Annotated in this window: 22 protein-coding genes; 10 read left to right on the top strand and 12 right to left on the bottom strand. The window is 69.7% G+C overall.

Features of this window, described 5'->3' with window-relative positions; genetic code table 11:
- Window positions 1-409 precede the first annotated feature (409 nt).
- From ABZW96_RS05450 to ABZW96_RS05440, 3 genes are all read right to left on the bottom strand, one after another.
- On the bottom strand, window positions 410-1,171 hold the full coding sequence (locus ABZW96_RS05450; RefSeq protein ID WP_355071593.1) for an ABC transporter permease: 762 nt from the start codon (window positions 1,169-1,171) through the stop codon (window positions 410-412).
- A complete protein-coding gene (locus tag ABZW96_RS05445) occupies window positions 1,171-2,187 on the bottom strand; it encodes an ATP-binding cassette domain-containing protein (RefSeq protein ID WP_355071591.1) in 1,017 nt (338 codons plus the stop codon). Before ABZW96_RS05445 ends, ABZW96_RS05450 begins: the two co-directional genes overlap by 1 nt.
- A gap of 222 nt (window positions 2,188-2,409) precedes the next feature.
- The gene (locus ABZW96_RS05440; protein ID WP_355072119.1) at window positions 2,410-3,102 is read right to left on the bottom strand and encodes a MerR family transcriptional regulator; all 693 of its coding nucleotides are present in this window, start codon (window positions 3,100-3,102) and stop codon (window positions 2,410-2,412) included.
- A gap of 84 nt (window positions 3,103-3,186) precedes the next feature.
- On the opposite strand from ABZW96_RS05440, the gene ABZW96_RS05435 reads away from it, so the two are divergent.
- Both ABZW96_RS05435 and ABZW96_RS05430 read left to right on the top strand, forming a co-directional pair.
- A complete protein-coding gene (locus ABZW96_RS05435; RefSeq protein ID WP_355071590.1) occupies window positions 3,187-3,642 on the top strand; it encodes a DUF6194 family protein in 456 nt (151 codons plus the stop codon).
- A 138-nt stretch (window positions 3,643-3,780) separates the two neighbouring features.
- On the top strand, window positions 3,781-4,767 hold the full coding sequence (locus ABZW96_RS05430; protein WP_355071588.1) for an aldo/keto reductase: 987 nt from the start codon (window positions 3,781-3,783) through the stop codon (window positions 4,765-4,767).
- 186 nt (window positions 4,768-4,953) lie between these two features.
- On the opposite strand, the gene ABZW96_RS05425 is transcribed toward ABZW96_RS05430, so the two are convergent.
- The 3 genes from ABZW96_RS05425 to thiO are packed head-to-tail and all read right to left on the bottom strand — an operon-like array spanning window position 4,954 to window position 7,020.
- Entirely contained in the window at window positions 4,954-5,739 is a 786-nt protein-coding gene (locus ABZW96_RS05425) for a thiazole synthase (protein ID WP_355071586.1), read from the bottom strand.
- A complete protein-coding gene (gene thiS, locus ABZW96_RS05420; protein ID WP_355071584.1) occupies window positions 5,732-5,950 on the bottom strand; it encodes a sulfur carrier protein ThiS in 219 nt (72 codons plus the stop codon). Before thiS ends, ABZW96_RS05425 begins: the two co-directional genes overlap by 8 nt.
- Window positions 5,947-7,020 carry a glycine oxidase ThiO gene (gene thiO / locus ABZW96_RS05415; RefSeq protein ID WP_355071582.1) on the bottom strand — a complete coding sequence of 358 codons (1,074 nt, stop codon included), beginning with the start codon at window positions 7,018-7,020 and terminating at the stop codon, window positions 5,947-5,949. The genes thiS and thiO overlap by 4 nt, the downstream gene beginning before the upstream one ends.
- Window positions 7,021-7,076: 56 nt before the next feature.
- Between thiO and thiE the strand changes: the two genes are divergently transcribed.
- Window positions 7,077-7,775, top strand: a complete 699-nt coding sequence (thiE, locus tag ABZW96_RS05410) for a thiamine phosphate synthase (protein ID WP_355071580.1) — start codon at window positions 7,077-7,079, stop codon at window positions 7,773-7,775.
- 9 nt (window positions 7,776-7,784) lie between these two features.
- On the opposite strand, the gene ABZW96_RS05405 is transcribed toward thiE, so the two are convergent.
- Window positions 7,785-8,477, bottom strand: a complete 693-nt coding sequence (locus ABZW96_RS05405; protein WP_355072117.1) for an NUDIX hydrolase — start codon at window positions 8,475-8,477, stop codon at window positions 7,785-7,787.
- 186 nt (window positions 8,478-8,663) lie between these two features.
- On the opposite strand from ABZW96_RS05405, the gene ABZW96_RS05400 reads away from it, so the two are divergent.
- Genes ABZW96_RS05400 through ABZW96_RS05390 form a run of 3 tightly spaced genes read left to right on the top strand, consistent with a single transcriptional unit; the run spans window position 8,664 to window position 13,847 of the window.
- Window positions 8,664-10,028 (top strand): hypothetical protein, encoded by a 1,365-nt coding sequence (locus tag ABZW96_RS05400; RefSeq protein WP_355071578.1) that lies wholly within the window; start codon window positions 8,664-8,666, stop codon window positions 10,026-10,028.
- Window positions 10,025-11,008 carry a glutamate ABC transporter substrate-binding protein gene (locus ABZW96_RS05395; RefSeq protein WP_355071577.1) on the top strand — a complete coding sequence of 328 codons (984 nt, stop codon included), beginning with the start codon at window positions 10,025-10,027 and terminating at the stop codon, window positions 11,006-11,008. The genes ABZW96_RS05400 and ABZW96_RS05395 overlap by 4 nt, the downstream gene beginning before the upstream one ends.
- Before the next feature lie 7 nt (window positions 11,009-11,015).
- The gene (locus ABZW96_RS05390) at window positions 11,016-13,847 is read left to right on the top strand and encodes a tetratricopeptide repeat protein (protein WP_355071575.1); all 2,832 of its coding nucleotides are present in this window, start codon (window positions 11,016-11,018) and stop codon (window positions 13,845-13,847) included.
- Here ABZW96_RS05390 and ABZW96_RS05385 read toward each other — a convergent pair.
- Together ABZW96_RS05385 and pta are read right to left on the bottom strand one after the other, a co-directional pair.
- On the bottom strand, window positions 13,844-15,049 hold the full coding sequence (locus ABZW96_RS05385) for an acetate kinase (protein WP_355071573.1): 1,206 nt from the start codon (window positions 15,047-15,049) through the stop codon (window positions 13,844-13,846). The two genes, ABZW96_RS05390 and ABZW96_RS05385, sit on opposite strands and share 4 nt — an antisense overlap.
- Window positions 15,050-15,151: 102 nt before the next feature.
- A complete protein-coding gene (gene pta / locus ABZW96_RS05380) occupies window positions 15,152-17,224 on the bottom strand; it encodes a phosphate acetyltransferase (protein ID WP_355071571.1) in 2,073 nt (690 codons plus the stop codon).
- Between the two features lie 139 nt (window positions 17,225-17,363).
- Between pta and ABZW96_RS05375 the strand changes: the two genes are divergently transcribed.
- Window positions 17,364-17,870 (top strand): nitroreductase/quinone reductase family protein, encoded by a 507-nt coding sequence (locus ABZW96_RS05375; RefSeq protein ID WP_355071569.1) that lies wholly within the window; start codon window positions 17,364-17,366, stop codon window positions 17,868-17,870.
- Window positions 17,871-17,940: 70 nt separating this feature from the next.
- Here ABZW96_RS05375 and fgd read toward each other — a convergent pair whose 3' ends face one another.
- A complete protein-coding gene (gene fgd / locus ABZW96_RS05370) occupies window positions 17,941-18,951 on the bottom strand; it encodes a glucose-6-phosphate dehydrogenase (coenzyme-F420) (protein ID WP_355071568.1) in 1,011 nt (336 codons plus the stop codon).
- 219 nt (window positions 18,952-19,170) lie between these two features.
- On the opposite strand from fgd, the gene ABZW96_RS05365 reads away from it, so the two are divergent.
- Window positions 19,171-19,929, top strand: coding sequence for an HAD-IIA family hydrolase (locus ABZW96_RS05365; RefSeq protein WP_355072115.1), 759 nt, complete (start codon window positions 19,171-19,173; stop codon window positions 19,927-19,929).
- 200 nt (window positions 19,930-20,129) lie between these two features.
- On the opposite strand, the gene ABZW96_RS05360 is transcribed toward ABZW96_RS05365, so the two are convergent.
- A complete protein-coding gene (locus tag ABZW96_RS05360; protein ID WP_355071566.1) occupies window positions 20,130-20,579 on the bottom strand; it encodes a helix-turn-helix domain-containing protein in 450 nt (149 codons plus the stop codon).
- A gap of 50 nt (window positions 20,580-20,629) precedes the next feature.
- Window positions 20,630-21,253, bottom strand: coding sequence for a type 1 glutamine amidotransferase family protein (locus ABZW96_RS05355; protein WP_355072113.1), 624 nt, complete (start codon window positions 21,251-21,253; stop codon window positions 20,630-20,632).
- A gap of 88 nt (window positions 21,254-21,341) precedes the next feature.
- Between ABZW96_RS05355 and ABZW96_RS05350 the strand changes: the two genes are divergently transcribed.
- Window positions 21,342-21,794: an RpiB/LacA/LacB family sugar-phosphate isomerase gene (locus ABZW96_RS05350; RefSeq protein WP_355071565.1), complete on the top strand. Its 453-nt coding sequence runs from the start codon at window positions 21,342-21,344 to the stop codon at window positions 21,792-21,794.
- Between the two features lie 95 nt (window positions 21,795-21,889).
- A complete protein-coding gene (locus tag ABZW96_RS05345; protein WP_355071564.1) occupies window positions 21,890-23,392 on the top strand; it encodes a serine/threonine-protein kinase in 1,503 nt (500 codons plus the stop codon).
- The last annotated feature ends 8 nt before the right edge of the window (window positions 23,393-23,400 follow it).

Raw genomic sequence — 23,400 nt, 5'->3', positions numbered from 1 at the left:
CCTCGGCCTCCGGCCCCGACCCCGGCTCGGCGCCGCCGGAAGGTGTTTCATGCACGCCCCGAGGGTATCTCAGCCGATCCGACGTCGGCAGGTTACCGATCATCACCATGTGCCACCTCCGCTGCGAACCTCAGCGAGCACACCGTCGGGCCCGGCATTGGATAACGAGCTGGTTGCTGCACCGAGGCTACTCGGGCGAGAAGGGGTCTCGGAACCGGCAAGGGGCATAGTTTCCTCGATGTTCACACGCACGATCGGCCCGGCGCGAGGGTTCGCACCGGGCCGATCAGGGCACCGTCCGCCGGGCAGTGACGGGCGGTGGGGGGAGCGCCGGACCTCCCGACAAGGTCGGCGCACCGTCAACCCGAGTGGCGAGGGAAGGCGACTCGGGTCGTCAAGGGAGCTCGTCTCAAGCGTCGCGCTGGTTCACCACGACCAGCGACGCGCCGAAGACGATCGCGACGAAGACGGTGAAGTAGAGCAGGCTGCCCCAGGGTCCCCAGTGCCAGTTGGCCGTGGACGGGGAGGCGCTCATGAAATGGTTCGCGTTCGCGAACGGCAGGAACGGGGTGACATTGCGCCCGAAGCTGCCGAACGCACCGAGCAATCCCTCGATGAGCAGCGGCCACAGCACGATCAGCGAGATCGCGGCGGCGGATTGCCGCACCAGCACGCCGACGCCGACCGCGAGGACGACGCACAGGAACGCGTAGATCGGGATGGAGTAGACCTCGCGCCAGTCGGCCGCGCTGGACAGCGTGAGCGCCGCGCCCGCGTCCGGCCCGCTGATCGCTTTCGCCACCACGTAGGCGACGAACGCCAAGGCGATGGTCAGCAGCGCGCCGTACACGCTGACCAGCCCGGCCTTGGTCAGGATGACCTTGGCCCGGTGCGGCGTCGCTTGGAACGTCGTCCGGATGATGCCGAAGCGGTATTCGCTGGTCACGGTCAGGGTGGCCATGATCATCAGGACCATCACGCCGAAACCGCTGATCCCGGCCACCGCGGTGGAGACCGTCAGGTCGATCGCGCCTTCCGTGCCGTAGGACGCGCGCGCCACCGAGGCGAGCAAGGCGGCCATGCCCAGCGCGAGGGCGACGACGATCGCCGAGCACCACCAGGGCGACCTGGTCGAGGTGAGCTTGATTCGTTCCGCTGCCAGCACGCCCATCAGAGCGCACCTCCCATCGCTGTGTAGGAGCCGCCGTCCGCGGGGCCCTTCGTGGTTACGCCAGCTGCCGCCTCCGGGCCCGTCGCTCCCGTCGGATCGAAGCCTTCGCCGTGGTACTCCACCGCGCCGCCGGTCATCCGCATGAACGCCTCTTCCAGCGACGCGCGCTGCGGGGCCAGCTCGAACAGCGTGATGCTGTTCTCGCCCGCGAGCTTGCCCACCGCGTCACTGGAGACGCCCGCCACCATGAGCGCGGGGCCGTCGGCACTCGCGCCGTCCTCCCTGACGGTCATGCCGTTGGAGGTGAGCACGCTGCGCAGCTGGTCGAGCTGCGGGCTGCGCACCCGGACCGTCTGCTCCGAGGCGCGTTCGATGAACTCCTGGGTGGTGGAATCCGAGATCAGCTTGCCGCGCCCGATCACAACCAGGTGCTCGGCGGTCTGCGCCATCTCCGACAGCAGATGACTGGAGACCAGCACCGTGCGGCCCTCGGCGGCCAGCCGCTGCATGAAGCGGCGGATCCACAGGATGCCCTCCGGATCGAGGCCGTTCACCGGTTCGTCGAACAGCAGCACCTCCGGGTCGCCCAGCAGCGCGCCGGCCAGGCCGAGCCGCTGCGACATGCCGAGCGAGAAGCCGCCCGCCGACTTGCCCGCAACCTCGGACAGGCCGACCAGCCGCAGCACCTCCTCCACCCGGGACTTGGCGATGTCGTTGGAGGCGGCCATCCACTCCAGATGAGCCCGCGCCGACCGGTTCGGATGCACCCACTTGGCGTCCAGCAGCGCGCCGACGGTCCGCAGCGGATGGTCCAGCTCGTGGTATGGCCTGCCTTTGATCAAGGCGGTGCCCGCGGTGGGCTTGTCCAAGCCGAGGATCATGCGCATGGTGGTCGATTTACCCGCGCCGTTCGGTCCGAGGAACCCCGTTACCTGCCCGGGGCGAACGGTGAAGGTCAGATCCTGCACCGCTACGGTCTGCCCGTAGTGCTTGGTGAGGCCTTTCAGCTCGATCATGCCGCCCAGCATTCCGCAAATCGCGGGCGCGCGCGTCGGTAATTAGTGCCGAGTTGGATCATCCTCGAGGATGAGGACGGGAAACAGGATCCCTTAAGGGTCGAGGCCGAAGTCTCAACGGCCGAGTAGTTCGGCGACGTGCAGCAGCGGAGCGATGTAACCGGGGATCGCACTCGGATCGCGCAGCGCCGCCGATGTTCGGAGCGGCAGTATCACAGGCGTTTACACCGCGAGGGCGAACACGGCGGCGAGCGCGGCGGCCGCGTCGAGCAGGGCGCGAGATCGAGCCGCGATGCTCGCGTCCCGAGCCGCCAGCGCCGCCTCGACGTCATCGGATCGGTGGCCGCGCGGCAGGTCGGACATCAAGGTCTTCAGCGTGTCGACGCGGTATCCCGCTCTGCGGAGCTGATGGACGATCCGGGCATCCCGGACCTGGATGGGAGAGTACTGCCGCGTGCGCTGCGTGGTCGCGCGATCCGGGACGACGAGTCCCTCCGCGTCCCAATGCCGCAGTGTCGACGGGCGCACGCCCAGCGCGGCAGCGAGTTCGGCGACGCTCATCGCATCCGAAGGGCGCGCGTCGGCGATCGGCTCGGCGGAGATCACCTCCGCCGCCCGCTTGGCGAGTGCCAGATCGGTGCGTTCCCGGTCCAGCCGGGCATGTGCCGCGTCGAGCAGAGCCAGTACCTGAGGTACCGGTCCCTCGTGGACGGCGCGAACGATGCGCTTGGCCTCGACGGGGCCGACGCCCGCCGCCAGCGCTCGATAGGCGAGTGCGGAACGCACATGCACCTCGCCGTACCTGCGGTAGCCGGTCGCAGTGCGTATCGCCGTCGGCAGCACACCGTCGCGTTCGAGGTTGCGGATCTGCTGCACGGAGTACCCGACCCGCAGCGCCACATCGGCCGTGCGCATCGTGGAGTTGCGACTTGTCACGCTATTTGCCATGCGCCTCCTGCTCGAAGTCTCCACAAGCACCTTAATGAAACGCTGGAATACGTGACCATCGACGAGATCATCGGCTTCGTCTCCACCCTCGACGGAGTCCTCACCCTCAGCCCCGGCCCCGGCGACGGCTCACCGGAGATCAGCTGGGGCGATACCTTCTTCTACTACTCACCGGACGGGGTGATACCGAAGGCGACCCAGCCCTTCGCGACGATCGTGACGAAGAACTATCCCGGCGACGAAAGTTCGGACTTGGACCGCCCAGATGCGTTCCGCGTCAACATCGCCGCCGGAAAAGAAGCCTTCACCCACTGGACCGGCCACACTCCCCGCGAACGATCCACCCCCGACAATCCGAGCGCAACCGATACGGTGATCCCCCACCCGGTCTACGCATCCGCCGCCTGGCTGGCAGTCATCAACCCCGGCCCCCGAACCACCGCGCCCACCCGCACCCTCCTCCGCACCGCCTACGACCTCGCCTGCTCCCGCCACGAGCGCCGCTGAGGCGCCGCGAGTGGCACATGGTTGCGGCGAAGTGCGAGAAGACCTTCGACCATGTGCCACTCGCGGGAATGGTTGACATGGAGCGCGCTCCAGCACCTAGCGTCGGGGCCGACGAATTCGAGTGCAGGAGGTAGCAGCATGAACGAGGTTCCGACCCGGCAGCTCGGTGGGCTGACCGTTTCCGCGCAGGGCCTGGGGTGCATGGGTATGAGTCACGGCTACGGCGCCGCGGACGACGAGCAGTCGATCGTGACGCTGCACCATGCCCTCGACCTGGGGGTCACCTTGTTGGACACCGCCGACTTCTACGGCGCGGGGCACAACGAGGAGCTGATCGGGCGGGCCGTCGCAGGGCGGCGAGACGAGGTGGTGCTCGCCACGAAATTCGGCTTCGCCAACCGTTTGGGCGAGCCCACTCATATCCGTGGCGACGCGGCCTACGTGCGACAGGCATGCGAGGCATCGCTGCGCAGGCTGGGCGTCGACCACATCGACCTCTACTACCTGCACCGGGTGGACCCGCAGGTGCCGATCGAGGAGACCGTCGGCGCGATGGCCGAACTGGTACAGGCCGGGAAGGTCCGGCACCTCGGGCTGTCGGAGGCGGGCGCGGACACCATTCGCCGCGCACACGCGGTGCACCCGATCGCCGCGTTGCAGAGCGAGTGGTCATTGTGGACGCATGATCTGGAGGCGGAGATTCTCCCGGTCTGCCGTGAACTCGGCATCGGCCTGGTCCCCTTCTCGCCGCTCGGGCGCGGATTCCTGACCGGACGGTACAACTCGGTGGAAGGCCTGGCGGACAACGACGTGCGGCGCAGCCAGCCTCGCTTCGCCGACGGCAACCTCGAACGGAACCTGGCGATCGTCGCCGAGCTGAACGAGCTGGCCGCGGCGAAAGGTGTCACCGCGGGCCAGCTCGCGTTGGCCTGGGTGCAGCACCGGGGCGAGGACGTGGTGCCGATTCCCGGCACCCGACGGCAGCGGTACCTGGAGGAGAACCTCGCAGCGCTGACCATCGAGCTGTCCGCCGACGACATCGCCGCCATCGAGGCCGCCGCCCCGCCGGAGCAAGTGGCGGGCGACCGCTACGACGCGACGAACCTCACCTTCGTCAACGGCTGAGGCCCGAACCCAGCGCGCCCGGACTCGCCCCACCGAGTGATGGCAGGCACCTGCTAGACCCGCTTCCGTCAACGGCTGGATCCGGAGGCGACTGGGCCGCCATCGTTCGCCGACGGAGTGAGGGCCGAGCACACGATTCCGAAAGCCGTCATCGACGTCCCGGGCCTCTGGACTCGAGCCCGACGCTCACAGCCCCGGGGACGATGCCTGGGCCCAGAAGCGCTTCGGGATGCGCCCGGCCAAGCGCGCGGTGTATCCGGCGCGCACCGCGTCCGCCATCGCCGCGGCCATCAACTCGGGGCGTTTCGCCCTGGTGACGGCGGTGGCCAGCAACACCGCGGAGCAGCCGAGTTCCATGGCGAGGGCGGCGTCGCTCGCGGTGCCGATGCCCGCGTCCAGGATGACCGGCACCTTCGCGTCGGCGACGATCATCTCGATGTTGTGCGGGTTGCCGATGCCGAGGCCGGTGCCGATGGGCGCGCCCAGCGGCATCACCGCCACGCAACCCGTCTCCTCCAGACGGCGAGCCAGGACCGGGTCGTCGTTGGTGTAGGGCAACACGACGAAGCCGTCGTCGACGAGTTGTTCCGCGGCGGTGAGCAGTTCGACGGGGTCCGGCAGCAGGGTGCGCTCGTCGGCGACCACCTCGAGTTTCACCCAGTTGGTGTCAAGCGCCTCACGCGCCAGCTGCGCGGTGAGCACCGCCTCGGCCGCGGTGCGACAGCCCGCCGTGTTCGGCAGCGGCGCGATGTCCAGACGTTTCAGCAGGTCGAGCACACCAGTGCCGCCCGCGGCGTCGATGCGCCGCATGGCCACGGTGGTCAACTCGGTGCCGGAGGCGATCAGCGCTTCCTCCAGCACGGCGAGGTTCTCCGCGCCGCCGGTGCCCATGATCAGGCGGGAACCGAACTCCCGGTCCGCGATCCGCAGCGGGGCGTCGGCCCGCGCGGATGCCGTCGCAGCCTCAGCCACCTTGAACCGCCGTCAGCACCTCGATCTGCCAGCCGCGCCCGACCGGTTCGTCCCAGCGCGACTTGGGGAACACGGCTCCGTCCACCGCGAGCGCGACACCCCGGCACGGCAGTCCGAGGCGCTCCAGCAACTCGCGCACGGTGAGCGGCTCGGCGAACTCGTGCTCGTCGCCATTCACCGTGACACCGATGGGGACGGATGACAGCGTCATCGAATTCCTCCTACAGTCGTCGAAAAGCGTTGCGGGTCGGCTACTTCCGCTTCGGGCAGCATTGCCCCGCCGAGCAGGCTCGCCACCGCGTCCACCGTGAGCGGCAGGGTCAGCATGCCGTTGCGGCCGTGCCCGGTGGCCGCGACGATGCGGTCGGTGAGCCGGCCGATCAGCGGCAGGTTGTCCGGGCTGCCCGGCCGGGAACCGGCGCTCGCTTCGGCCAGTTCGTATTCGCCGATGCCGGGGAACACCGCCTCCGCGTCGGCGATCAGGTCGCGGACGCCGGCGACGGTGACCGCGGTGTCGAAACCCGCCTCGTACTGCGTGGCGCCGACGACGATTCCGTCGGCGCGCGGCACCAGGTAGACCGCGCGCCCGTGCACTCTGGCTCGGATCACCCGGCGCGGCGCGGGCGCGACGCCGGGCCGTTGCCGCAGGCGCAGGATCTCGCCCTTCACCGGGCGAACCGGCAGCTCCGGCCACAATGCCGCCGACGCGGCTCCCGCGGCGAGCACGACTTGGTCGTGCGGAAGTTCCGTCAGCGAGTCTACGGACTCGGCGCGAACCACGACGCCGGCCGCCTCGGCGGCTCGCCGCAGCGCGGCGACCAGCTTGCGGTTGTCGATCGCGGGTTCGGCGGGTGCGAGCAGCGCGGCGCGCACCGTCCTGGCCAGGCCGGGTTCCCGCTCACGCACTCCAGCGCGGTCCAGCAGGCGCAGCTCGTGCCCGCGTCCGCCGACCCAATCGGCCACGGTGCGCAGGTCGGCCGCGTCGGCCGCGTCCAGCGCGACGGTCATGGTCTCGTCCGCCACGAAAACCGAGACGCCGGTCGCGTCCGCCAGCCGGGCGGCGAATTCCGGCCAGCGGGCCAGCGACGCTGCGCCGAATTCGAGCACCCGATCCTCACCGGGCCAGCCTTCCGACAGCGGTGCGAGCATGCCCCCGGCCACCCAGGAGGCCCCGGTGGCGACAGCCGGATCGAACAGGGTGGCCGACCAACCGGCCTCGGCGGCCCGCCAGGCCACGGCGAGCCCCACGGCGCCGCCACCGACGACGGCCAGAGTCCGCATCCGATCCACCTGCCTCCTGTTTCGCATCCCACGGTAGCGCGGCTACGGTCGAAGGCGTGCAACCCTCCCACCCCAATCGACCCGCCTCGCCGCGGGAGCGTCTGACGAACGCGCGGCTGTACCTGTGCACCGACGCTCGCCGGGAGAAGGGCGATCTGGCCAAGTTCGCCGAGGCCGCGTTCGCAGGCGGAGTCGACATCATCCAGCTCAGGGACAAAGGATCACCGGGCGAGGCCGAGTTCGGCCCGCTGGAGGCCAGGGCCGAGCTCGGCGCGCTGGCCGAACTGAAGGCCGCCGCGCGCAGGCACGGCGGGCTGGTCGCGGTGAACGACCGCGCCGACATCGCCCTCGCCGCCACCGCCGACGTGCTGCACCTCGGCCAAGGCGACCTGCCGCCCTGGTACGCGCGCCGAATCCTCGGGCCCGACGTGGTGATCGGACGATCCACGCACAATCGCGCGCAGGCCGGGCTCGCCGCGATCGATGAGCACATCGATTACTTCTGCACCGGCCCCATCTGGGCGACCCCGACCAAACCCGGCAGGCAGGCGGCGGGCCCCGAACTGGTTCGCTCCACCGCGGACGCCCATCCCACCCGGCCCTGGTTCGCGATCGGCGGGATCAACGCCGAGAACCTGGCGCAGGTGCTGGAAGCCGGGGCGAAGCGGGTCGTCGTGGTGCGCGCGATCACCGAGGCACGCGATCCGGAAGCCGCGGCGCGTGAGCTGAAAACGGCGCTACTGGCGAACGCGTGAGCGCCGCGGTCAGGAAAGCACCTGTCCGCGGGTGAACGAAAGCGCGGTCTCCACCGCCGTGTTCCCGTTCGACGCGGGCTCCGCGGCCTGCACGCTCGGCTCGTCGACGATCCTGGCGTAGTCGCCCGGACCGGCAGGATCCGAATGCAGCCAAACGAAACCGAGGTCGGCGAGGTCGAGCGTGCGCGGCAGGGCGGCGGCGACGGCTCGATCGTCGCCGAGTTCGGCGAGCAGCACCCGCGCCGGTGCGGCGCGCAGAGTGGGCCAGGACGCGGCGAAACCGGGATGCAGCGGGCGGGCGTCGACGTCGTCCTCGGGAACCCAGGCCAATTCGGTGCTCTCGCGGTTGCCGGTGGTCGGCAGCGTCATCACCGCGTCGGCGACGACCGTGGTGTAGGTCCAGCCGCTCAGGGCCGACGCTGTCACCCGCTCGCCGCGCACCCGGACGTCGGCCGGATCGATGCCCGCCTCTTCCCACGCCTCGCGGACCGCCGCGTGCACGGGCGTCTCGTGACTGTCCCGCGCGCCGCCGGGCAACGCCCAGGTCCCGCCTTGATGACTCCACGGCGCGCGGTGTTGCAGCAGCACCGCCGAACCGCCATCGGCCAGCGGAGCGCGCAGCAGCAGTCCGGCGGCGCCGAAGCGCCCCCAGTGCCGCAATCCGTCCGGGCCACGCGACCAACCGTCACCGTCACCACGCATGTCGTACCCATCCTCGTCCAGCCGCGGGCAGCGCCTCACCGCCGTCTCCTCCCAATCGGGGGTGTTTCACACGCCGCGGCGCCCGTACGACCACAATAAACTCCGCACCAACACGCACGGATCGATCGGATATCCGGTCCAGCCGTCGAGAAATCCGCGTACGCGGCCCAAACTGGGGAGGTGGACATGGCTAGCTCCGAGCCGACGACGGCCGAACTCCGGCCGTCGTCCGCGCCCGAGCCCGCCGGTCGGGACGATCCGGGCGGCCTGAGCGTCGCGGTGGTGCGCGAACGTCTCGACCTGACCAATCTGCGTTCGTTCGCCAATTCCTCACCGGGACGGCTGATCGCGCTCGGGCTGCTGCTCATCGGGTTGTGCCTGGCCGCGGGCTCGATGACCGCCGCGACGGTCGGTGACCGACAGCAGGGTTTGGATGTGTTGCTGCGCGACACCGAACCGGACGCGCATTCCGCGCTCCGGCTCTACACTTCGCTGTCGATCGCCGACGCAGCGGCGAGCACCGCCTTCATCTCCGGCGGGCTGGAGCCGCAGGCGGTGCGGGATCGCTACACGCAGGCACTGGGCGAAGCGTCGGCGGAATTGGTCACCCAATCCGACGCGGCGGCCGATCCGGATGCGCGGCTGCGCACCGGCATAGTCACCGGCCTGCCGGTGTACTCCGGTCTGGTGGAAACCGCACGGACGAACAATCGCAGCGGATATCCGGTCGGCGCCGCGTATTTGAGCGAGGCCTCCAACCAGATGCAGACGACGCTGCTACCTATGGCCGAGGAACTGCACAATCATCGCTCGGCGGCGGTGACCGCCGCGCAGCGCAACCACGTGCGCCCGCCGTGGTCCGCGATCGGCCTGCTGCTGCTCACCCTCGGCGTGCTGGTCTGGGTCCAGCGCGATCTGGCGCGACGCTGGCGGCGGGTGCTCAACCCGGGACTGGTGCTCGCGTCGGCGGCCATGCTGATCCTGCTCGCGTGGACGGTGATCGCGGGCTCGGTGTCGGCGGCGGCGATGATCAGCGCTCGCGACGACGGCGCGGTGCCCTCCTCCCGGTTGACCGAGAGCCGCATCCTGGTGCAGCAGGCCCGCGCCGCGGAGACCTTGAAATTGGTGCGCCGCGACGCGACCGGCGACTACGACCGCACCTACGACGCGGACATCGAACGGCTGGCCGATCTGATCGGCAAGTATCCCGGCTCCGCGCCCGCGGCGAACGAGATGCGCAATGCCGTGCCTGCCCTGGCGCGCTGGCGAGTGGCGCACCAGCGCATGAACGACGCGCTGGCGAAGGGCGATTTCAACAGCGCGGCCGTGGTGGCGACCGGACCCGGCTCGGCGGACGTCACCGTGCAGGTGGAGGCGCTGGACCGTTCGCTGGAGCAAGGCATCGCCGCCACCAGGGACACGCTGCGCGACAGGATCTCCCATGCGGCCCGCACCCTGGACTTCCTGGGCGCGGGCGCGATGGTGCTCGGCATACTGGCGGCAGGCTATGTCGGACTGGGCATCTGGCCCCGGCTTCGGGAGTACCGATGAGATCCGCGCGCGGCATTCTGGTGGCCACCCTCGTCGTAGTGACGCTGGCGAGCGGCTGTGCGAGCGATTCCGGCGCGCCGGTGTCGGGCAAGACGCCGAAGTACACCGATCCCCCGTTGCCTGCCAAGGCCGTTCCGGTGCTCACCGATTCGCCGGTCCCGCCGTCGCCGGGCGCGTCGCGGTGCGGAGACCCGACCGCGAGCCTGCGTCCGACCGGAGCGGGCGCTGCCGCGCGCGGCGCGGCGATCGACGCGATCCGGGCGCGCGGCAGGCTGCTCGTCGGATTGGACACCGGCAGCAATCTGTTCAGCTACCGTGACCCGATCTCCGGCGCCATCGTCGGTTTCGACGCCGACATCGCCAGGGAAGTGGCCCGCGATCTGCTCGGCAGCCCGGATCTGATCGAGTTCCGCAGCCTCGGCTCCGCCGAGCGGGAGACGGCGTTGCAGAACCGCACCGTCGACCTGGTCGCCAAGACCATGACGATCAACTGCGAGCGCCGCGAGAAGGTCACCTTCTCCACCGTCTATCTGCGCGCCAACCAGCGGGTGCTCGCGGTGAAGAACTCCGGGATCCGCAGCCTGGCCGATCTGGCGGGCCGGCGGGTGTGCATCGTCTCGGGCACCACGTCGCTGGAGCACATGCGCCGCGACCAGCCCGCCGCGACCATCCTCACCGTGCCGAGCTGGGCCGACTGTCTGGTCGTGCTGCAACAGCGCCAGGTCGACGCGGTGAGCACCGACGACGCCGTGCTCGCAGGCCTGGCCGCGCAGGACCCGTACACCGAGCTGGTCGGCGGCAGCATCAGCGAGGAGCCGTACGGCATCGGCATCACCAAGGGCAACGACGACCTGGTCCGCTTCGTCAACGGCACACTGGAACGCATCCGCAACGACGGCACCTGGGTCGGGCTTTACCAGAAATATCTCACCGTTCTCGGCCCCGTACCCGCTCCACCCGCGCCTACGTATCAGGACTGACGGGTCGATGAGCACACGGCAGGTCCCCGAGCCCGACCCGGACGAGAACGCCGCGGTAGGGCCCGGCCCGGCCGCTGTGTTCGAGGCTGGATCCAGCGCGGCCGGGCGGCAGCAGAACGCGGCGGCGGCGAAACCGTCGCGTGGAGACCACGCGGACCCGCGACAACTGGGGGCACACGCCACGGGAACGGGGCGGCGCGCGGGTGTGGGCGAGCCGGAAACGGTTGCGGCCGAAGAAATCGAGCACACCACGTATACGCCGATCGGTCGTGCGGCGACCTCGTTCGGCCCAGTCGCGTTGAACCGCGTCGAGGACATTGATCCCCCCGATGAGGCGCAGACCCCACGGAACCCTGCCGTGCGCGACGCCGAGGAATCGGCCTCGTCCACCGACGACACACCGGACCGCACCGGTGCGGAGCAACATGGGCCGCCCACGCGGGACAACCCACCGGACACGGAACGCGAACCATCGCCCGCGGATGCGGAACAGTCGGCGGAAGAGGCGGATTCGGACGCGACCCGATTGCAGGTGAACCGCCCGGAAACGGCATCGAGCACGGCCGCGTGGCTACGCGACCCCGCCGAAAGGCAAGAGACACCGGAACCGGGCGGAACCCAGGGCACGGCGGCGTACGCGGCGACATCGGATCAGACGCGACGCACGGATTCCGAACCCGCGTCGGCTCCGCAGCGCACCTCCGGACGCAGCGTGCGCACTGCGCGCACCCGGCCTGCGGTGCGGCGGCTCGGCGCCGGGCTGGTGCCGATCCCGACGGTGACGCCCGCGGATCCCCGCGACGCCGTGCTCACCAACGCGGTCGTCTCCGAAGGCAGGCGATTCTGCTGGCGCTGCGGCAAACCGGTCGGCCGGGCGACGGCGACCCGGCCCGCGACCACGGCGGGCACCTGCGCGACCTGCGAGGCGCCCTTCGACTTCCGCCCCACGCTGTACCCGGGCGACATGGTGGCGGGACAGTACGAGATCCAGGGCTGCATCGCGCACGGCGGACTCGGCTGGATCTATCTGGCGATCGATCGCAATGTCAGCGACCGCTGGGTCGTGCTGAAGGGCCTGCTGCACGCCGGTGACGCCGAAGCGCAGGCGGTCGCCATGGCCGAACGCCAATTCCTCGCCGAGGTGGCGCACCCCAGCATCGTCAAGATCTACAACTTCGTCGAGCACACCGGCGCGGACGGCACACCCGTCGGCTACATCGTCATGGAGTACGTCGGCGGCCGGTCGCTGCGCGACATCCTCGACTCCTACGAACGCCCGAAGCGCATGCCGGTCACCGAGGCGATCGCCTACCTGCTCGAGATCCTGCCCGCGCTGGACTACCTGCACTCGACCGGCCTGACCTACAACGACCTCAAGCCCGACAACGTGATGGTCACCGACGACCAGGTCAAACTGATCGATCTCGGGGCCGTCGCCACCATCGAAGCGTACGGAAACCTTTACGGCACCAGAGGGTTCCAGGCGCCGGAGATCGCGCGTACGGGCCCGACCGTCGCCTCCGACGTCTACACCGTGGGGCGCACGCTGGCCGTGCTCACCTTGAACATGCCTTCGGAGCACGGACGGTACCTCGACGGCCTGCCCGACCCCGCCGACCAGCCGGTGCTGGCTCGCTACCAGTGTTTCCATCGTCTGCTGCTGTGCGCCACCGACCCGGACCCGCAGCGCCGCTTTCCCTCCGCCCGTGCGATGTCCGCCCAGATGTCGGGCGTGCTGCGGGAGATCCTCGCGCTGGAGACCGAGACCGAACACCCGCAGTTGTCCACCGTCTTCACGCCGCCGCGGTCCAGTTTCGGCACCGAGGAATTGATCAGTCAAACCGACGCCTACACCGACGGCCGCCCCCGCAGCAGCCTGCTCGACGCCCCCGATGTGGTGGCGGCGTTGCCGATTCCGCTGCTGGATCCGGCCGACCCGGCCGCGCCCCTGCTCTCGGCAGCCGTGCATCCCGAGCCCGCCCACGCGCTGGAGGCGCTGCGGCACGCACGTGAGCGAGCCGAAGCCGATCCCGGCAACGCCCCGGAGACGCTCGAGCTGGAACTCACCCTCGCCGAGGCGCGCGTGCGGCTCGATCTGCGCGAATCCGCCACGGTGCTTGACTTGCTGGCGCGGCTGCCCGAACGGGAGTGGCGGGTGAGCTGGTTTCGGGGCATGGCCGAATTGCTCGACCGGGAGTACGAGCGCGCCTTCACCGACTTCGACGAGGTCTTCCGGGTGCTCCCCGGCGAACTCGCCCCCCAGCTGGCGCTCGCCGCAACGGCCGAACTCATACTCCAGCATTGGGATTCGCCGGACCCCGAACAGTGGCGCAGCTATGCCGAGCATGCGTACGAGACCGTCTGGCGCACCGACCGCACCGTGGTGAGCGCCGCCTTCGGGCTGGCCAGGCAGCTGGCGGCGGACGAGCGGGTGGCCGAGGCCGTGCAGGCGCTGGACGCCGTGCCCGCCGCGTCACGGCATTTCACCACCGCGCGGATGACGGCGGTGCTGCTGATGCTCACCGCCGCGCCGATAGCCGATCTCGACGAGGCCACCCTGCACATCTCGGCGTCTCGGATGCTGAGCCTGCCCGCGGGCGAGAGTCGCGCGGTGCAGATGCGGGTGCTGGTGCTCGGCGCGGCCCTCGCGTGGCTCCAGGCGGGCAACACGCCGAAGCGTCCCGATGCCACACTGTTCGGCGCGCCGTTCACCGAACGCGAACTCCGCGCGGGCGCCGAGACGGGCCTGCGCTCGCTGGCTCGTGGAGCGCCCAACCGCAGGCATCGCTACGCGCTCGTCGACCTGGCCAACCTCATTCGCGCGAAGACCTGGATCTAGCCGTCGACCACGTGCCGCGCGGCACGGGCGATGGCCAGTTCCTCGTTGGTCGGCACCACGAGTACCGCGACCGGTGCGTCGGGCGGGGAGATACGCCGCGCGGCACGGTTTTCCGCGGTGTTGGCCGCGGGATCCACCTCGATGCCGAACGCGCCGAGACCGGCCAGGGCGTCGGCCCGCACCTGTGGGCTGTTCTCGCCGACTCCTCCGGTGAAGGTGATCGCGTCGACGCCGCCCAGGTCGATCAGGTACGCGCCGAGGTAGCGCCGCAGCCGATGGATGTACACGTCGTAGGCCAGCCGCGCGGCCTCGTCCCCGCCGTCGATGAGACGGCGCAGTTCGCGGAAGTCGTTCACGCCGGACAGGCCCTTGATCCCGGAATCCCGGTTGAGCAGCGTGTCGATCGCATCGATGTCCAGGTGCGCCGACCGCGCCAGATGCGCCACGATGCCGGGATCGAGATCACCGGACCTGGTGCCCATCACCAGGCCTTCCAGCGGCGTGAGGCCCATGCTGGTATCGATCGGACGACCGCCACGGATGGCCGACGCCGACGCGCCGTTGCCGAGGTGGAAGACGATCTGGTTCAGCTCGGCGGGGTCACGCCCGAGGAAGTCGGCCGCGCAGCCAGACACGTATTCGTGCGAGGTGCCGTGGAAGCCGTACTTCCGAATGCCATGCGCGGCCGCCACTTTGGCGTCGATGGCGTAGGTCTTCGCGGCGGCGGGCAAGCCGTGGAAGAAAGCCGTGTCGAACACCGCGACCTGCGGCACGCCCGGCAACAGCGCCCGCGCGCTCTCGATCCCGGCGACGTTGGCCGGATTGTGCAGCGGCGCCAGCGCGGCTAGTTCGCTGATCGCGGCCACCACGTCGTCGTCGATCAGGGTGGGCCGGTAGAACACCTCGCCGCCGTGCACCACCCGGTGCCCGACCGCCCGCACGCCTTCGCGTACCAAGTCGTGGCCCGTCGCGGCGAACGTGTCGAAGATCAGTCGCAGCCCGGCGGCGTGGTCGGCGATCCGCTCGCGGCGCTCGGTGGTCGAGCCGTCGGCGCGATGCTCGATCCCACCTTCGTCCTCGCCGATCCGCTCGACCACGCCCGAGGCCGCGACCATGCCCGAATCTGGGTCCACCAGCTGGTATTTGATGGACGAGGAGCCGGAATTGATCACCAGCACCATGCCCTCGGCCGTCTTGCTCATCACGCCTCCCGTGTCCCGCGGTCGCGTCGCACTCGCTCGGCAACCACGATCACCACGCGCTTGTTCCGCGACGCGCCCGCGCCGCGACGGCGAACGCACCCATCAGCTGTCCTGCGCCTGGATGGCGGTGATCGCCACGGTGTTGACGATGTCGGCCACCAGCGCGCCGCGCGACAGGTCGTTGACCGGCTTGCGCAGACCTTGCAGCACCGGGCCGATCGCGATCGCGCCCGCGCTGCGCTGCACCGCCTTGTAGGTGTTGTTGCCGGTATTGAGGTCGGGAAACACGAACACCGTGGCGCGCCCGGCGACTTCCGAATCGGGCAGCTTGGCGTCGGCGACGGTCGGTTCGATCGCGGCGTCGTATTGGATCGGCCCCTCCACCGGCAACTTCGGTGCGCGCTCGCGCGCCAGCTTCGTCGCGACGCGCACCTTGTCCACGTCCGCCCCGCTACCGGATTCGCCGGTGGAGTACGACAGCATCGCGACCCGGGGCTCGATGCCGAAGCGGTCGGCGGTCGCCGCGGACGAGATCGCGATATCGGCCAGCTGCTCCGCGGTCGGATCCGGCACGACCGCGCAATCGCCGTACGCGAGCACCCGGTCGGCCAGGCACATCAGGAACACGCTGGAGACGGTGGAGACGCCTTCCACCGTTTTGATGATCTCCAGCGACGGGCGGATGGTGTGCGCCGTGGTGTGCGCCGCGCCGGAGACCATGCCGTCGGCGATCCCCTTGTACACCATCATGGTGCCGAAATACGAGATGTCGGCGACGGTTTCGCGGGCGCGCTCCAGCGTGATGCCCTTGTGTTTGCGCAGTTCGGCGTATTCGGCGGCGAACTCGTCCAGGTAGCCGGAGTTGCGTGGGTCGAGCACCTGCGCGGCGGAGATGTCCACCCCGAGTTCGGCGGCGCGGGCGCGCACCGCCGTCTCCTCGCCGAGGATGACCAGATCGGCGATCTTGCGCTGCAACACCCGTCCGGCCGCGCGCAGGATACGGTCGTCGTCGCCCTCCGGCAGCACGATGCGTTTGCGATCGGCTCGCGCGCGCTCGATGAGCTGGTATTCGAACATCTGCGGCGTGACCACCGGACTGTGCGGAACGTCGATGCGTCGCAACAGCTCCGCGGCGTCCACGTGTTCCTCCATCAGAGCCAGAGCGGTGTTCACCTTGCGTGGGTTGCCCGCGGACATGCGGCCGCGGCTGCGGTACGCGGCGCCCGCCGTGTCGTAGGTGCCGAGCTCGGTGGTGAGGATCGGCAACTTGGGTTTCAGGCCGGTCATGAGCCGCGCCACCGCGGGATGCGGCAGCAGGCCGCCGTTCATGATGATGCCCGACAGCGACGGAAAGCCCTCGGCCTCGTGCGCGTTCACGACGCTCAGCAGTACGTCGGACCGATCGCCCGGCGCGATCACCACCACGCCCTCGGTCAGCCGTTCCAGGATGTGCTCGGCGGTCATGCCGCCGACCATGACCTTCAGCGCCTCGCGGTGCAGCAATTCCGGGTCACCGCTGTACATCTCGCCGTCGATGGCGGCGCACAGCTCGGCCATGGTGGGGGCGATCAGCAAGGGGACCTCGGGCAGTGTCCAGGACGGGACGTCGAACCCGCCGAGCGCCGCGCTCACCTCGTCCAGCCGCTGCGGGTCGCAGCGATTGGCGATGATGGCGACCAGCTGCGCGTGCTCGTGCGCCAGCTCCGACGCGCACAGTTCGGCCAGCTGCTTCACCTCGTCCGGAGTGCGCCCGGCGCCGCGGACCACCAGTAACACGGGTGCGCCCAGATTGACCGCGATCCTGGCGTTGAAGCGCAGCTCGCTGGGGCTGGCCACGTCGGTGTAGTCGCTGCCGACCACCACCACCGCGTCGCACGCTTTGGCGACCTCGTGGAAGCGCAGCACGATCTCGCTGATCGCCGCGTCCGGATCGGCGTGCACCTGCTCGTAGGTGGTGCCGATCGCCTGCGCGTAGTCGATGTCCGCCGTGCTGTGCTCGAGCAGCAGTTCGAGGATGTAGTCGGGTTCGGTGGTCGAGCGTGTGATCGGCCGGAACACCCCGACCCGCGCGGTCGTCGCGCACAGCGTCTGCAGTACCCCGAGGGCCACCGTCGACTTACCGGTGTCGCCTTCGGGAGAGGCGATGTACACGGCGGATGGAGCGTTGTCGGCCATGTCCCAGAGCTTAGTGAACCAGCGGCAACCGGAACCCGCCGCGCGACGATCGTCACCCACCGGGGCCTGCTCGGCGAGGTTCGATACGTGCTGGCGCGAAGCCGCCGAAGCCGATATCCCGGGCCGCTATAGTCCGGGCATGGCTGAGCAATTTCCGGACCGGCAGTGGGGTTCGCGGACCAACCTATTCGCTCGCGCGGCAAGCAGATTCGCGGCCACCAAGCCCGGCTCCCGACTCGTCCGGGCCCTCACGCCACTGGACCGGGCGGTCCTGGAGCGCACCCATGCCAAGTACACCGTGCTCGGCCCGATCGGCGCGCCGGTCATCCTGCTGACGACGATCGGACGCAAGTCCGGCCAACCGCGCACCCAGCCGTTGCTGTACGTGCACGACGGCGACACGCTCTACGTGATCGGCAGCAACTTCGGCCAGGCGCACCACCCGGCCTGGACCACGAACCTCCTGGCCCACCCCACCGCGACGGTGGCGATCGCGGGCGAACGCATCCGGGTAACCGCCACCCCCGTCGAGACTCCCGACAAAGACGCGATCTTCCAACGCTTCGTCGACATCACCGGCGCCTACGCCGCCTACCGCTCCCGCACCACCCGCGACCTGCGCATCTTCGCCCTCCGCCGGGCGTGACTTCGCGAGTGGCACACCACTGCGGCATCGGCCCGAGAAGACCTCTCCGTGGTGTGCCACTCGTGGACGGTCAGGCCAGAGCGCGGAGGCGGGGGGCCAGGTCGCGCTGGAAGAGGTCGAGGAAGCGGCGCTGGTCGTGGCCGGGGGCGTGGAAGACCAGGTGGTTGAGGCCCGCGTCGATGTAGGGCTTGATCTGGGCGACAGCCTCGTCGGGGTCGCTGGCGACGATCCAGCGCTTGGCGATCTGCTCGATGGGCAGCGCGTCGGCGGCGGCCTCCATCTCGATCGGGTCGGTGATGCTGTGCTTCTGCTCCGGGGTGAGCGACAGCGGAGCCCAGAACCGGGTGTTCTCCCTGGCCAGTTCCGGATCGGTGTCGTAGGAGAGCTTGATCTCGATCATCCGATCGATGTCGTCGACGCTGCGGCCGGTCTTCGCCGCGCCCTCGGCGACGGCGGGCATCAACTTCTCGGTGTAGAGGTCCATCCCCTTGCCCGAGGTGCAGATGAAGCCATCGCCCGCGCGTCCGGCGTACCGCGCGACCAGCGGGCCGCCCGCGGCGACGTAGATCGGGACACCGCCCTTGGGCACGTCGTAGATGGAGGCGCCGACGGTCTTGTAGTACTCGCCGTCGAAGTCGACGCGGTCGCCGGTCCACAGGGCGCGCATCAGGTCGACCGCCTCGCGCAGGCGCGCGAAACGCTCCTTGAACTCCGGCCATTCGCCGGTGTAGCCGGTGGCGATCTCGTTGAGCGCCTCACCGGTGCCGACACCGAGCATCACGCGATCGGGGTACAGGCAACTCATGGTGGCGAATGCCTGCGCGATCACCGCTGGGTTGTAGCGGAACGTCGGGGTGAGCACCGACGTGCCGAGCTGAATGCGCTGGGTGCGCTCACCGACCGCGGCCAGCCAGGCCAGCGAGAAGGGCGCGTGTCCGCCCTTGTGCCGCCAGGGCTGGAAATGGTCGCTCACGGTGGCGCTGTCCAAGCCGTGTTGCTCGGCCAGCACCGCGATCTCGACGAGTTCACGGGGACCGAACTGCTCCGCCGATGCCTTGTATCCGAGCTTGAGTCCGCTCATCTGCACGCTCCTCGCGTTTCGTTTCGCCGCCATCGCGATCCGTCATCGACAGTAGTCAACGCTGCCGCCCTCCGCGCCGACGGCCCGACGCGGATGATCTTCACAGCGGAGAACACCGCGGCGGGGGCGAAATGTTTCTGCGGTGGCCGGCGCGGGGCGATAGCGGATAATGGCCGCGTGAGCGCAGACGACGAGCCGATCCTGTCCTACTTGACCGATATGGACGGCGTGCTGGTGCACGAGGACCATCTCATTCCGGGCGCCGACAAGTTCCTCGCCGAACTGCGCGCCAACGAGACACCGTTCCTGGTGTTGACGAACAATTCGATCCGCACGCCGCGCGATCTGCAGGCGCGACTGCGGCACACCGGGCTCGACATCCCGGAAGAAGCGATCTGGACCTCCGCGCTGGCCACCGCCACCTTCCTGAACGAACAGCGCCCCAACGGCACCGCTTACGTGGTGGGCGAATCCGGCCTCACCACCGCACTGCACGAGATCGGCTACGTGCTGACCGACAGCGACCCGGACTACGTCGTCCTCGGCGAGACCCGCACGTACTCTTTCGAGGCCATCACCACCGCGATCCGGCTGGTCGAGCGAGGCGCCCGTTTCATCGCGACCAACCCCGACCCGACCGGCCCGTCCCGCGATGGCTCGCTGCCCGCGACCGGCTCGGTGGCCGCGCTGATCACCCGCGCCACCGGACGCGACCCGTACTACGTCGGCAAGCCGAACCCGCTGATGATGCGCTCCGCGCTGCGCCGCATCGGCGCACATTCCCAGTCGACGGTGATGATCGGCGACCGGATGGACACCGACGTGATCTCCGGCCTGGAAGCGGGCATGCGCACGATCCTGGTCACCTCGGGCATCTCCACCCGCGCGTCCTTCGAGGCCTACCCCTACCGCCCCACGATGGTGGTGGACTCCGTCGCCGACCTGATCGGGAAGACCGAGTCCCCGTTCGCCGACTGAGCGACACGTCCGGACCTGCGACGAACCACGCCGCCGCTGCCGCCTCCTCGGTCTCGGAAGCCCGCCGGGGACCAGGCACTCGGCGATCCGACAACAGCCGCTGCCCAGAGGCTCGGCGCGCGAAAAGCTTCCCGCGACCCGCACTTCCGCCTACGACGACGTACGCTGCGGTCGAACGCGATCGTCGTTGGTCGGCGCGGCTAGGCGCCGTCCGTGGTGATCGCGTCGATCGCGGCGGACAGCGTGGTGAGCACCTCGACGGTGCGCGCGAGCTGATCGCGGCCGAGTTCGTTTACGAGCCGTTCGGCCAGCACTTTGTGTTGCGGGTCGATGCGGTGCACCGCGGCCCGGCCCGCGTCGGTGACCGCGACGAGTTTCGCGCGCCGGTGGGCGGGATTGGGCTGGTATTCGGCGAGCCCTTTATCCACGAGCAGATCCGCGATGCGCTGGACGCTCTGGCGGGTGATGCCCATCTCGCGGGCGATGCCCGCGACGGGTAGCGGCGCACGCAGCACCGCACCGAGCACTTGCCACCAAGCGGCGGTCAGGCCCGCCGGTCGCGCCAGTTCCTCGGCCACGCCGAGGAACTGACCGTTCAAACGGAACGACGTGATCGCCGCCGCGGCGAACAATTCCTGTTCTGGGGTCATGCGTCGCCTCCCGATGCCGGCGATCCGGCCGGATCACCGACGATTCTCGCTCACGCGTGCTGCGCGTCGTATTCCGCCAGCACCGCCCATCCGGCCGGATCGGAGTGCGCGTACAACGCGTACCAGCCATCCAGCACATGCGGCTCGTACACGCCGAGCCTGCCGAGCACCTCGCGCGCGAACTCGAACGGCGCGCTCGCCCCGGCGGTGATGACGTCACCGTCGGTGACGGCCGGTTCGTCGACGTAGTGGTGCGCACCCGAATACCCGCTGTAGCGAAGGTATTCGGCGACGTTGCTGGTGTGCTCGCGAGTGTCGAGCAGACCCGCCTTGGCCAAGCCGAATGTCGCACCGCACATCGCGGCGACCGGAACACCGGCGTCCACGAACTCGCGTGCCTTGTGCGCGAACGGATCCAAGTGCGGCCCCTCCCAGGTGTCCGCGCCCGGCAGGATCAACATCGCGCTGTCCGCGGGGGTCAGCTCGGCGAGCACGACATCCGGCACGATGCGCATGCCGCCCATCGTCGTGATCGGCTCCACGGTCGGGCCGACCGTCTTCACCTGCCAGGTTCCCGGTTCCCGGTGCCAGCTCGGCTTGTTGATGTGCGCGGTCGCCGCGCCCACCTCCCAGTCGGCGAGTGTGTCGTAAACGGCCATGTGCACGGTCTTCATCATGACAGTATGCTGTCATATTTGACAGCATACTGTCAATGCGAACGATCGTCCGCACTGCCCGCGAACCGGCAACTACGCTGAACGCATGCGAATTTCGGTGGCGGCGGACGAGCGGGTCGGAGTGGCCGCGGAACTGGTCGACGAACTGGGCAAGCGCGGCCACCAACTCGTGTTGCACGGCGCGCTGTCCGACGAGGAACGCGACGACTGGGCCTGGGCCAGCGAAGCGGCCGCCCGCGATGTCGCCTCCGGCCACGCCGACCAAGCCGTCGTCTGCTGCTGGACCGGCACGGGCGCCTCGATCGCGGCCAACAAGGTCGCAGGTGTCCGCGCCGCACTCTGCGCGGACGCCTCGACCGCGGCGGGCGCCCGCACCTGGAACGACGCCAACGTCCTTGCCCTGAGCCTGCGTTCGACCTCCAGCGCCGAGCTACGGGAGATCCTCGACTCCTGGTTCACCACCGAACCGAGCTCGTCCCCGGACGACCGGGCCAACATCGCCCATCTCACCGACATCGAGCGCACCGCCGATGCCTGACGAAGCCTTCTCCGCGTAACGTGCGGCGTCGACAGCACGAAAGCGGACGCCCTCCCGCCCGCGATGGCGACGAAACCCGGCGATACGGTCGAGGCATGTCCGTGCAGAGCGCCGGTGGCACGTTCGGGAACTACTCGCTCGAACGCTTGCTGGGTCGTGGCGGCATGGGTGAGGTGTGGTTGGCACACGACCCTGAGGGCCGCGCCGTGGCGCTCAAGGTGCTGTCCGCGGCGTATACCGCGGATTCGCTCTATCGCCAGCGCTTCGAGCGGGAGGCGCGGCTGGGCGCTCGGGCGCGCGACCCGCACATCGTGCCCATCCACGCGTTCGGCGAGGTCGACGGCCATCTGTTCTTGGAGATGGCCTACATCGATGGCGTCGACTTGGGCACCCGGCTGCGATCGGGCGCGCTGCCGCCGGATCGGGCCGTCGACGTCATCGCCCAGGCCGCCGAGGCGCTGGACGCCGCGCACGCGGCCGGACTCGTGCACCGCGATGTGAAGCCGGGCAACATCCTTCTGCACACCAGCGGTTTCGTATATCTGATCGATTTCGGTATCGCCCGCGCCGCCGACGGCACCGCGCTCACCGCCACCGGGCTGGTGGTCGGCACGCTGGGGTACATGGCGCCGGAGCGATTCACCGGCACGGTCGATGCCAGGTCGGATGTCTATTCGCTGGCCTGCGTGCTCTACGAGACCCTCACGGGACAACCGCCCTACGGCGCGGGCGATCCGGCACAACAGATGCGGGCGCATCTGATGGCCGAGCCGCCGCGCGCCTCGCGGGCGGCCCACGGCGTCCCGGCCGCACTCGACGACGTCATCGCCCGGGGAATGGCCAAAGAGCCGGACGCACGCTATGGCAGCGCGGGGGAACTCGCCGCGGCGGCGTCGGCCGCTCTGGCCCGGTCCACGGTCGCGCGACCGGCCCCGCCTCTCCCGGCACCGGCCGCCCGCCCGCGAACTCGCGTCATGACCGCCGCCACTGCGGCGCAGCCGACGCCCGAGGTACGTTCACCCGCTCCGACCGGCCAGCTCCATCGTCGGCGAAAGCGCCGATGGATACCCGTCGCCGCAGGGGCGGCGCTCGTCGCCGCGGCGGCGTTGTGGCTGCTGGTAGGCGGCATCGGGTCCGCGCCCGTCGCGGGTCCGACGACCCGCGAAACCGCTACGCCGACCGATACTCCGCTGCCCCCGACCGGCGGACAACCCGCGAATCCGGGTACTGCCGTGCGCGACGGAAACTTCGCTTTCACCGTGACCGATGTGGGCTCCGGCGGCGGTTCCCGAACCATCGTCACGCTGACGGTCACCAACGTGTCCGACCGCGACCAAGTCCTCGACGTCACCGGTCAACGGCTGGTCACCACCGCGGGCCGCTCCGTCGCACCCGACGCGGCGGCCACCGCCGGACTCAACCCGCCCGGCGACGACTTCGCACGCATCGCGCCCGGCCGCGCCGGCACGATCCGGCTGGCCTTCGACCTGCCGGGCAAGAACAAGAACGGCAAGAAGAACGACAAGAAAGACGACGTTCCGAGCCACTTGATCCTGCACGGTGCACCGTCTTCACCCGGCGTCACCATGCCGATGTGACCGATCCC

It is taken from the genome of Nocardia sp. NPDC004168, from assembly GCF_040610355.1.
Lineage (GTDB): Bacteria > Actinomycetota > Actinomycetes > Mycobacteriales > Mycobacteriaceae > Nocardia > Nocardia sichangensis.
This window is presented reverse-complemented; position numbering and strand designations above follow the sequence as displayed.